Source organism: Photobacterium sp. R1, from assembly GCF_054600795.1.
Genome location: NZ_BAAHZP010000008.1, coordinates 234,393 through 244,902 on the forward strand (window position 1 = coordinate 234,393; position 10,510 = coordinate 244,902).

Consider the following 10,510-nt stretch of genomic DNA (forward strand, 5'->3'; position numbering starts at 1 on the left):
AATGACAACTAAAACAAGAATCCATGCAGGCTTCTCAGCACTGCGGCATCATTTTGATCAGCCTGTTGTTCCGAAGAAACAGCAGGTGATGCATCAACACTGGATTCTGCTAACCATTCCTGGGTGACCCTGCTCTTTTGCTCCGCCATCATCGTCCGTTGCGTACTGTTTTCAATCGATGACAGCAGCCAAGACTCATATTGCTCAATATTGTCTTGTGCGTTTTTAAATTGAATTCTCAACGCAGCATCCTTTTGCGGCAGCAGGGTCGTTGCTTCTTCCGTTAAGGTATTTTTGACCAGATTAAAGACTTCATTAATTCTGGCTTCTGTCTTCTGACTGTAATCTTGCAAAGCCAGATGACGCTGATACAAGTCAACCTTCCCTTGCAGGGCGGCGGCCTCTTTCCGATCGGTTTGATCCAGCATTGAGCCGCTGACATGAACCCCTTGGTAACCGTATGTCAGTCCCCAGTTCATAATCGACTTATTCCAGACATACCCGCCATAACTAAATAAACTCTTCGACTTTTTCTTCGCTTTAATACATGGGTATGGCACTTTGACACCCAAGATCTTCTTCTTGCAAATACCCAACCAGGGATATTCAACAAAAGCACTGATTTGACCATTGAGTGCCCGGACGAACGCATCTGAAGTTAGCGCCAGTTTCAAGTAAGGTTCACCGTTGTTCGCAAAGAACAATCCTGCCTTTCCGCGAAGCGGCGCACTCAGGTTCAGGACATCAACATCCCCTCTCACCCCGACAGAAATCACTTTCTTAATCCCCACAGCACCTTCACCAAAAGCACCTGCTCTCGCCATTGGCACCAGTTCTGCGTATACCTGTGTAAAGGTCAGGCCCGCGCCAAATTTGGCATTGGCACTGGCGTAAACGCCAATAGAGACATACACAGGAATCGGGCCAATCGCAAATTGCTGGGTGTAAGCATAGTTATAGCTATAGCCATCACCAGAACCTAACAACTCTTTTTCATATTTCAGAACATTGGTTGTTTGCTTCTTATTAATTTTGGCGAGCTGCATCCCCAAGACTTGAATATCGGTATTAAACTCCAGCAAAGTCGGACCAACTTCAGCCTGCGCATAAGCACCAATCGCGTTATTTGTCCGTCCCAGCAAAAAGACATCTGCACGTCCGACCGCAATCCCCCACTGAACTTCTTCTGAGCCGCGAATTTCATAGTAAGCTTTCGCCTGTGCACCAATCACTTTGCGGCTGCCTAAATCAAATCCATTCCAGTCTTTGCGTTTCTTCAACACCAAATCTTCACGCGTGGGCGGTTCAAAAGACTTATTGAAGCTAATGACGGGAAAATCAGGCATATCCAGATTTTGAGGCAGATCTAAACCCAGCTCGGTAATCTTCGCTTTGATGAATTCAGGCGACGGCATCTTCAGCTTCACTTCAAAGTCATCGATTTCCAGCAATTCAGATGCCCAGCTCATCGCCTCCTGCAATGGCGCCCAGGACAAAATACTGTCGCTGCCGGGAATGGGCAAACCCAGCCCCTGGAAAGCATCCGATATTTTGGACTCCAGATAACTGACGATCGCCTGAAGATCAGAGCCGTTGCCAAGTATGGCCAGGATGCTGTCTTCATCAATTTTCGCCACGCCATTCTCATCAACAACCTTCAGTCCCATTGCACCCGGCAGGTTATAGCCCAGCGCACAAAGGATCTTGCTGGTATTGTTGATGCCTCGGATATAGTCATCAAACTTGGTCAGGTCACCGCTTTTCAGCCGGTATTTATGATCGATTTTCAAACCATGTTTGTCGGCAATGTCATCCGCACGCTGGTTGATTTTGGTCACCAGTTTTTCCACATCAATCTTCGGACACTGGCCCGGGTCAATCGCATCCAAGCGACGCAACAACTCTTCTTTTGCGTAAAGTTCAAGCGCTTCCAACAAGCGCTTTCTCATGGTTTCCGGATCGCTGAACAGCTCATAGATATCAACCGGAAGCTGTTCAAAGCTCTCATCCCTTAATGAATATCCATAGGGAGTGATCTGCTGTTCCAGCTGATTGGCCGTTTTAACATATTCATTAATTTCAATCTTAAAAGGCTCTTTGATTTCAACTTTCAGCGGGTCATCACCTTGAATACTTAAGTCAAATAATAAATAAGTAACCCCGCCTTCTGTCATGACTGAAACAGCATCATCCGGATCTTCATCCGCCATGCCTTTCACTTCACCAGCGGTAAAAGGCTGATAAGGCAGCGGCGTCCGATCGCCCAGAACCAATCGAATCACATCATCGCCATCCTCAACCTTTGACGTTTCAGCAAAAACCTGATGAATCGAGAGACAGCTTATGGCGTAGAATAAAAACAGTCCGTATCTTATTAACTTATTCACTGGCTTATCTCCGTATATGGCGCCTGAGGAACTCTCACCAATTGCGTATATAAATAACGCTGCTGTTCAAGTGTCATCTGACTGATCGTATTCAAATCGAGCCCGATCAATGATTTCAATAGCGCGCAATTATATTTTTGGTAGTTCACTTCATCTTTGCACTGGCCAACATAAGTATTGAGCGTGTCCATATACTTTTTATACAAGTGAGAATTTGCACGAACCCGGTTCATCTCCAGCTGATATTTCGCTTGCTGGTATCTGTCGTCCAGAAATTCAATTCCCGGCTGTTTCAGACTGCCATGCAGCGGACTGGATACAATCACCTTCATGTCTGCCTGATATTGTTGTTCAAACTGCTGAAAACGTGCATCTGCGGCAAACCAGTCTCGTCTGGCGTATGACTGCACAAATGCAGCACTTCTTGCCGCATTATCCATGCGCGCAGAGAGCAACTGATCCACCGCGAAGATTTCATTTAATTTCTGTAAGGCTGCGGTCAGTTCAGGAAACTCAAGTTTCGAGCGATTGATGAGCGTTTCCAGGACTTCTTTCGTCATCAACAACGCGTCATTCAGCCGCTTCAGGTGCTGCGCTGAAAAGTCGGTATTCAAACTTTCAAACGCCTGATACGTGAGCGCAACATTGTCATTCAGTGCCACAATCACAGACTTCAGCTCCTGGATATAATTTTCCGGGTAAGCGGGAATATTCTCTAACAGCTGTAAACCAGTTTTCGTCCGGCTGTATATTTTCTTCGCTTCTTCTTCAGACTGATACAACTCAGTCATCAACGTTGAGATCTGACTTTTAAACTCAGCCGTATCCGTCGCTGCAAGTTGCTGATGATCACTAATGCTCCGTCTGAGCTGATCCATTTTTGCCAGCCAAAGCACATGTTTCTGATACCAGACCTCAGCCATTGCAGCAGAACCATGCTGCCCTAAATAATACTGCTCGCGGGCCAGATCGTATTTTGTTAACGCGTCCAGTACCTCATCCAATCGGTAGTTGATTTGATTTAACTGAAACTGCTGTTTATCCAGCATTTCAGGGGTGACATTCGCTGCAGATGATGTCCAGGGGAGCATCATCATACAGACAGAGAACGAAAGCAGACGAAGTTTCATACCCTATCCCGGTGATAAACTTAAAAGAAAAAATACAGAGAAATATCAGAGGGTTCACAAACCCTCTGATACCAAATAGAAAATCAAAGCTTTTCTAATTTATTTCTCAGCTCATTGAGTTTCTCGACTTCCGCAGCATCTGCAATAGAAACGATATACAGGAAGTGTTCAATCACTGCACTGATCCCCTGAACTTTTTCCTGTTTGCTTTGTTTTAATGACTCAATGCGAAGGACTAAATCCTCAATCGTATTGTCATTATTTTCATCATTGATCAAACCTGAAATATGAGAAAGGACGATCATTGAATCCCAGTTCGCCAAATATTCATCCGAATATTTCTGATTGAAATAATCGTCATACAGGTAGCCAATCGAGAAATTAAACAATTGGCCAATTGCTGAAATGCCCTGACCTTTTAACTCTTCAACCAGTTGTGCCATCAGAGCAAAGTTCGGCACAGCCTGACCATCATCCCCCGTCACACTCAGCTCTGTATTTGCAACAAGGATATTTTTATAGGCTTCCCCCTGATAACGCTGCGGAATCGCACCGGCATTAAAAAAGTCGTGCACGGTCACGGTAGAAGCGATGTTGTTCCAGTTCACATTAACTTCAGCCAGAATATCCTGTTTGATGACGTTCGTATTTGTGCTGATCTTCTGGAGTGTATTATGTTCCGCAATCACATAATTCGCATCTTTCAGCAGCTGCTCACCGAACCGAACCAGCTCATCAATATAGCTTCCCCCTGTCCTTTCAAAGTTGAAAGACCAGTTTCCAGTTGCAATATCCTGATGATTCACCAGACTCAACCGAACATTTGATGTGCAATATTGCTTGAATTTCTTGAGCTGACTCTGATCAAAAGCACTAATTAAAGAACCGCCCAAAAAGCCGACCTGTGTCATATTTGCGTTTCGATAGGTCAGGCTGATGGTGACTGGATCAACCCTGGTTTCACCCACACAAGTCAGTTCAAAATAAGGGGTTGGGTTCACAGGAGATTTGATCGAACCAGTCCACAGTTGCTGATTCACCAGCGAGGTTTGCTTCCGATCCGTCACCGTCCCTTTTACAAAGAATGTGATACCGCCATTGCTGACCGGAATATAGCCCTGCCGGTACGACAGCTCATTTTTCCGGGTGGTTTTCACCAGGTTACCACTGTAGTTGGCCACCGGCTGAATCTGGCTGATATCCGCGGCATCCGGTGCCAGTGTCAGCTTAGACGAATAACAAGTTTCAATATTGCCAGAAACCGAGCAATAGTTTCCGGAGCCGTAATGGCTGGAAGGCACAAAATCATTTGGCCCGGCTTTACACTCAATGGTTCCTGCCGTCTGATGCGCCTGGTTTCTGAAGCTCTCGTAAACGTCTTTACAATTTTGATAACGTTTACTCACCTCAAGGACACCAGCATTCTGACGCAGAAGCAATTCGCCCGCCAGGTCCTCCGGTTGCAGCAGCAATGAGGCAGAATTTTCTGTATTGAGCCGTTGAAGCTGAGTCGGCACCTGCTGGTTCTTGACCCATTTCTCAAGGTTACAGACCCGATCCCGGTGAACCGGGTAACTACTGTCGTTGAAGCAAAAACTATCTGTTGTACCCGCAAATACACTGAATGGAGCGCTGGCAAGCAGGCAGGCACTCAGGAACCCAAAATTCGTTTTATTCATTGTTTATCCTTACTGAACCAAATCAAACGTCTGAAGCTCATAAGCGCCATTGACACATTCAGATGCAAAATGGACCTTCACTTGCGTTCCGGTGAACATCGCTGAACTTAAAACGGATAAGAGCTGCTGCTTTTCTGCGGGCACAACCACTGCATTTTTCCCACATACAGTTGAGGACACCGGTTTTTCGAGAACCAACTGACAATAGGCAGCATGGATATCGCACTGAATGCCCTGAATAGTGTTCACATCTGCATCAGAGGCGCTCGCGCTTGCAGCCATCAGGGATAAAGACAGTGCCAGACCAAGTTTCTGATTCATGTTCAGGCTCCTTCATGCAGTGCTTTGGCCAGCACCTTATAAGATTTCAGCTGAGGCAAACCGTTTTCCCCGCACACTGAATCAATCGCCACAGCCACCTGATGTCGCGTCATCATGGCTGACGACAAAAGCGCCACGGCCAGTTTTCCCTGCGTTGTGTCACTCGACCAGCTGATCTTGTTTGAGGCGCATTCAGCAGGCCCGACTTTTACTGCACCCAATGAAAAGACACATTGCTGACTTTGCTGATCACAACCAATTTGGGTGATCCATTGAGGGGCCGAGACTTCAGCCTGAGCAACGGTGCAGAAAGCAGAGAGGGCAACACATATCAACGTTTTAAATTTCATCTTCCATCCTCAGTGAGCAAATGAATATTCATCCAGGAAATCACGCCCCGGGTCAGTGAATTCAGCCGGTTTGAATCACAGCTTCATGTTTCATTGCATTTCAAAGAAATGTGATTCAAAAAATCCTTTCTGATGTATTCCTTCGTTGCATCCAATCAAAAGCAAACACGTTCCAGACAGGAGCACCTGAAACAAATGAAAAGCATAAAGGAACTATATGAATGTTTGTGTATAGTATACCCAGTGCATAAAAACTCAACGGGTCACGTCGAATTTTTACTCACAATGCAGAGCGATTTTGTAAACCATGACAGCGATCTGAATCATTCAGCGAAAAGTGAAATAATGATGAAAAAATTGTTATATATCATGGTGTTTTGGGCGCCGATAGTGACCCGGGCTGATCCTTGGTCGACACCAGCACGCATCCAGTGGTTATATCCAACAAACAACGGACTGGTTTTCGGCACTCTGGACGATGCCAATCAGACATTCAGCAGCTGCGATGCTGGCAAGCGCTTTATCATTCCCCTCCCATAACATTGACGCAGTGATGAGCAGCACCATGATTGCGGCATTCATGGCAGATAAGAAAATCAAAATGAACATTGATGGCGAACAATTAAATCAAGCCGTCTGTGAACCATCCATCAACCGATTTTTTGTTCTTAAATAAACGATTCAATTCAAGATGCAAAGGTTATTGATGAAAAATTTAATTCTTCTTTTTATTCTGTTTTTCTCTGCAACAACCTACGTGACATGGCAATACTACGTACAGCCTGTAGAGTTATTGTATGAAGGGGATGACAATGGATCGCGCGCTTACATCGTGTTTCAGGATAAATTCCCGGTAGATGGCTGCACGAATCTAAACGGCGACTATATCTGGATTTACGGTGACACACAGGAAGGCCAGTATTTTATCAGTACTCTACTGACGGCCATTACCGCCAATAAAAAAGTCTGGCCAGATATCTCAGGCTGCGACAACTGGGGCCGCCCGGTTTTAGCGGGGTTGCGAATCAAGACAGGTGTTTGAGCCAACTCCGTGAGATCCCAGCCACACACTTTCATGTGGCTGGGCTTTGACAATAATATTGTTTAAGATTCAAACATATACAGCCCAAGGGTGAATACTAGCATCAAAAAAGATAACGAGATAAAGCACTTTAAATATTTTTTAATTTTATTTATTTTTTGAACAGGCACCTTGGTTAAATCTGAACGAAATTTTGAAAAAAACAACCACAGAAACACATAAATAATAATCACCCCGGCAAACACAAGATCACTTTTGAATAGACTGTATCCCTAAAAGTAGCTACCGAAGACCATCGCAGACAGAACATATTGAATACAAGACTGCGCAAGTAATAACTCTGCCTTATTTTTATCATGCTCACCCCAGTAGCCTTTCATCTGGGTTCTCAATATTTCAACAGCGGCTTCAATATCCGTTTTTTGCATCTCAGGAAAGTGGCTCATCTGTTGTGTGGATGTCATTCAGGCTGTGTTGCTTGGTTGAATTGTCATGGCGGACTGGCTTAGCTCTCATAAACCACCGATTATCAGTCTACCTGCATATTTCAACATCTGGTAATTAACTTACTCTACACCAGTTGCGCCTGTCCCTGTAAATTTCTACGATGTCCTTTTCATAACATGTAACATGTCTGTCCTTGTAGTTTCACTGTCAGATCAGGTTTGAATCAGTACACTTAAGGTGCCTGTCCTTTTATTCGCTTTATTCTCCTACAACTAATCAGGAGCGCCGATGGTTACAAATACCTCTCCCGTTTCTTCATCACAAATAGCTCTTGCTAGAGTCGATGTTCCCTCAAACTCTTTATTTAGTTTCGAGTTCCAACTATCCGCTAAAAATTCAGCAATCTCCATAGCCTGATCTATCGACAAGTCATCAAACAATCCTGTTATCTCAAGCAGATTCAACCAGAACTGAGCTTGTGTAGAGCTATGACCATTGCTCAATAACTCTTGGTACCGTTCAGTATCAAACAACTCTGAAATGAAAACCGCACCATCTACTGTTTTGAAGTCAGGACAAAATAACCTCGCAAACCATAGAATAAAATCGGCAGCCAACTCTTGTGACTTATAAGCTGCATGTAGGTAGTCAAAACCTGAAACATTACGCCCTGCATTAGCAGAAGCGAACATAGTAAAATTAAATGGTTTGCTGTAACTCATTAGAATCTGCTGGACGCACTCGCCCTTTGTCTATAAATTCACGTACCATCATCATTATGGGTTGTATATTGACCATCCTTACCCGGCTTTTCAATCATTGAATGAGGACGACCATCAGCCTCTTTCAACGGTGATGGTGGTTTATTTCGTAACTTACCAGAGGTCTTTGTATCCTTTGGACTTTGATTAAAAGCACCAAAGTCGCCTTCTGCTTCATATGAACCATTTCCTCTGGGGCTTTTTGGAAGCTGGCCAGTAGAAAGTCTTTCATTTGGAGCTTCAAGTGCATCTTCAACTTTCTTAAAAAATTTAAATTTCTTAAGCTTTTTATTGAAATAGCCTTGCACTCCAGCCTGCAAGCCATCCTTGCCGACTAGCAATATCATAAGCATTAGCCCCCGAAGCAAGAAGATCAAGATATTGATCGCGAATGAATGAAGTTCCTGAAGTAACAAACTGGCTCCATCTGGTTGTCGGCATGCTTGCTTCATAAATACTTTGCCTTAGACTTGGCAAATTATCATCATCATACCGCTTAGGTTCACTGCCTGTGTTACGCCCGTTTCTATCGAAATGCGTCACTTTACCAGATGAGCTGATATGGACTGAACGACCTAAACCATCATCATTAAGTCCAGCACCCTCAACATGCCTGAACCCTGTCGGATCAATATACTTCAGCGGGTTATTCCACGTATACGTATAGCGGTTGAAGCTGCCTGTGACATAAGGGGACTACACCAGCGGATCTGCACTCAGAAAGCGGCCCAGTGCCTGATCGTATGAAATATTGGGACAGACACCCTAAAGAAAAACCGATTTCAGGACCTGACAGATCTCAATGAATTCCTATCTGAAGCGATTTTCGAATACCAATTTACATGCTTTGTGGACCTAAAAATTAGACTTTTACCTCTGGCCTGATTTTCAGGCGAGTGGAAACCTCGGGATGAAACATGGTGTGTTGAGAATATTGGTTGGTGTGAGCGGTTTACGGAATTTGTAAGCCCGTTCGTCGTTGTCGATTCAATTGCGGCAAAACGGATTGAATGGCAGAGGCTGAGCCAATGAGTGTGCCTTTTTCTATCTGCGTACAGACTTTCAGCCATGTATGGGTATCTAAGCCGAGTCGTTCAAGGATTGGCAGTTGCGATGATTCAATATGACCGCGTTTATCGGTTTTGATTTGCCGTCCGGTCCAGTCAACCAGTTCAAGGTAATCCAACAAGCGGAACGGGAGCCCGTCCGGCATGTCATTTCTTGGATTTCCAGCGAAAGGAAAAAGAGAGGGTGCTGATGCCTCGTCTTTACGAAGCGATTTTATACGTGTTTTCACCGACGTAAAGTCGGATGTTTCTGGCGTTTCAGAAATGCCGGCTCGAACCGGGTTCAAATCTACGTATGCCATGGCGGCGGCCAATGCTTTTCATCCAGCAACGCCTGACTTTTGAAACGCCCTTCCCAAAAGTGGCCGGTACAGCCGTCTTCGCGATTAGCTTCGTTGGCAATATATTGGTTGAGAAGGCGCATAAACCAGCTGATGGAACAGAGTCTTTCCCGCCAGGTTTGGATGATTGTGAGGCATGCCTTTTGCTCGGCTTCAGTCGAAGTTTCGCCCTTTAAGAAACGCTGAATCAACACGGGGGCTCGGTGCAAAGTGAGCCAGCGTTCAATAACCTCGTGATCTGAGAGAAGACGTGCTCGCTCAGTGTTGATATGCAGCACTAAATGATAGTGGTTACTCATAATTGCGTAGGCGCAGACATCAATACAAAAGACTTGAGCAATTAACTTTAATCGCTTCTCGACCCAGTCACGACGGTGCTCATAGCTAGTTTGAGCCCGCTCATCATACCCACAAAGGAATGAACGACGGACGCACCTGGAAACGCAATGGTAATAAGGCGTTGCTTCGACACTGATAAGTTGGCTTCGTGCTGTTGTCATGGTTCTTGTATGAATTTCAACTGGATGGATAAACAGTATTCCAGTTTGGTGCCTGGGGAAAGGTATAAGTGATGAAGGCGAGAGTTCTGTCCAAGATAGATGAAAATGATAAAGAGGTTCTTTTCTTAAGGTGCCTGTCCTTTTATCCGATCCAGCAGGATTTACCCTTTGACCACTAGAAGTTTTAAGCTCAACATGAGGGCCTGCACTACCCGGTGCGCGTTGACTTCCGCCTTTAATCGTTACCCGAGCCACTCCATTTTCATCAACCATTTTCAAAGGGTAATACCGGGACAGACACTATCTGAAACGATTTTCGAGTACAGATTCGTTAGGGTGTCTGTCCTTGTAACTCTTTGCACTAAGGTGCCTGTCCTTTTATTCCTTCAACTCTTTTCTTAAGGTGTCTGTAGTGGTCAACAAATTCCGGACACAGATTTAAGCCGATTTTCAGCATTAACTGGCGACAACCCATCATTTACTTG

The 10,510-nt window shown here is 44.9% G+C and carries 10 protein-coding genes and 1 pseudogene; 2 read left to right on the plus strand and 9 right to left on the minus strand.

All coding sequences use genetic code 11. The features are described 5' to 3' along the window. Positions 1-8: 8 nt before the first annotated feature. From ACYP03_RS15330 to ACYP03_RS15350, 5 genes are all read right to left on the minus strand, one after another. Positions 9-2,387: a hypothetical protein gene (locus tag ACYP03_RS15330; RefSeq protein ID WP_459780779.1), complete on the minus strand. Its 2,379-nt coding sequence runs from the start codon at positions 2,385-2,387 to the stop codon at positions 9-11. Then, positions 2,384-3,517: a hypothetical protein gene (locus ACYP03_RS15335; RefSeq protein ID WP_459780781.1), complete on the minus strand. Its 1,134-nt coding sequence runs from the start codon at positions 3,515-3,517 to the stop codon at positions 2,384-2,386. The genes ACYP03_RS15330 and ACYP03_RS15335 overlap by 4 nt, the downstream gene beginning before the upstream one ends. Positions 3,518-3,600: 83 nt before the next feature. Next, a complete protein-coding gene (locus ACYP03_RS15340; RefSeq protein WP_459780783.1) occupies positions 3,601-5,196 on the minus strand; it encodes a hypothetical protein in 1,596 nt (531 codons plus the stop codon). A 9-nt stretch (positions 5,197-5,205) separates the two neighbouring features. After that, on the minus strand, positions 5,206-5,517 hold the full coding sequence (locus tag ACYP03_RS15345; protein WP_459780785.1) for a hypothetical protein: 312 nt from the start codon (positions 5,515-5,517) through the stop codon (positions 5,206-5,208). Between the two features lie 2 nt (positions 5,518-5,519). After that, complete coding sequence (locus ACYP03_RS15350; protein ID WP_459780787.1) at positions 5,520-5,867, minus strand: hypothetical protein; 348 nt, start codon at positions 5,865-5,867, stop codon at positions 5,520-5,522. Between the two features lie 505 nt (positions 5,868-6,372). On the opposite strand from ACYP03_RS15350, the gene ACYP03_RS15355 reads away from it, so the two are divergent. Beyond that, the gene (locus ACYP03_RS15355; RefSeq protein ID WP_459780789.1) at positions 6,373-6,543 is read left to right on the plus strand and encodes a hypothetical protein; all 171 of its coding nucleotides are present in this window, start codon (positions 6,373-6,375) and stop codon (positions 6,541-6,543) included. Positions 6,544-6,573: 30 nt separating this feature from the next. Continuing rightward, a complete protein-coding gene (locus ACYP03_RS15360) occupies positions 6,574-6,909 on the plus strand; it encodes a hypothetical protein (RefSeq protein ID WP_459780790.1) in 336 nt (111 codons plus the stop codon). A gap of 272 nt (positions 6,910-7,181) precedes the next feature. Here the strand turns inward: ACYP03_RS15360 and ACYP03_RS15365 are convergent, their stop codons facing one another. The 4 genes and pseudogenes from ACYP03_RS15365 to ACYP03_RS15380 all read right to left on the minus strand — a co-directional run bounded on the left by ACYP03_RS15365 (position 7,182) and on the right by ACYP03_RS15380 (position 10,025). Then, positions 7,182-7,373, minus strand: a complete 192-nt coding sequence (locus ACYP03_RS15365; RefSeq protein ID WP_459780793.1) for a hypothetical protein — start codon at positions 7,371-7,373, stop codon at positions 7,182-7,184. 255 nt (positions 7,374-7,628) lie between these two features. Then, the gene (locus ACYP03_RS15370; RefSeq protein WP_459780795.1) at positions 7,629-8,078 is read right to left on the minus strand and encodes a hypothetical protein; all 450 of its coding nucleotides are present in this window, start codon (positions 8,076-8,078) and stop codon (positions 7,629-7,631) included. A gap of 38 nt (positions 8,079-8,116) precedes the next feature. After that, the gene (locus ACYP03_RS15375) at positions 8,117-8,569 is read right to left on the minus strand and encodes a hypothetical protein (protein WP_459780796.1); all 453 of its coding nucleotides are present in this window, start codon (positions 8,567-8,569) and stop codon (positions 8,117-8,119) included. A gap of 500 nt (positions 8,570-9,069) precedes the next feature. After that, positions 9,070-10,025: pseudogene (locus ACYP03_RS15380) on the minus strand (transposase). Positions 10,026-10,510: the final 485 nt, after the last annotated feature.

Bases quoted from the DNA above. Each gene is read 5' to 3' on its own strand.
- ACYP03_RS15335 (WP_459780781.1), bottom strand. From the start codon at position 3,517: ATGAAACTTCGTCTGCTTTCGTTCTCTGTCTGTATGATGATGCTCCCC.
- ACYP03_RS15340 (WP_459780783.1), bottom strand. From the start codon at position 5,196: ATGAATAAAACGAATTTTGGGTTCCTGAGTGCCTGCCTGCTTGCCAGC.
- ACYP03_RS15345 (WP_459780785.1), bottom strand. From the start codon at position 5,517: ATGAATCAGAAACTTGGTCTGGCACTGTCTTTATCCCTGATGGCTGCA.
- ACYP03_RS15350 (WP_459780787.1), bottom strand. From the start codon at position 5,867: ATGAAATTTAAAACGTTGATATGTGTTGCCCTCTCTGCTTTCTGCACC.
- ACYP03_RS15355 (WP_459780789.1), top strand. From the start codon at position 6,373: ATGCTGGCAAGCGCTTTATCATTCCCCTCCCATAACATTGACGCAGTG.
- ACYP03_RS15360 (WP_459780790.1), top strand. From the start codon at position 6,574: ATGAAAAATTTAATTCTTCTTTTTATTCTGTTTTTCTCTGCAACAACC.
- ACYP03_RS15365 (WP_459780793.1), bottom strand. From the start codon at position 7,373: ATGACATCCACACAACAGATGAGCCACTTTCCTGAGATGCAAAAAACG.
- ACYP03_RS15370 (WP_459780795.1), bottom strand. From the start codon at position 8,078: ATGAGTTACAGCAAACCATTTAATTTTACTATGTTCGCTTCTGCTAAT.
- ACYP03_RS15375 (WP_459780796.1), bottom strand. From the start codon at position 8,569: ATGAAGCAAGCATGCCGACAACCAGATGGAGCCAGTTTGTTACTTCAG.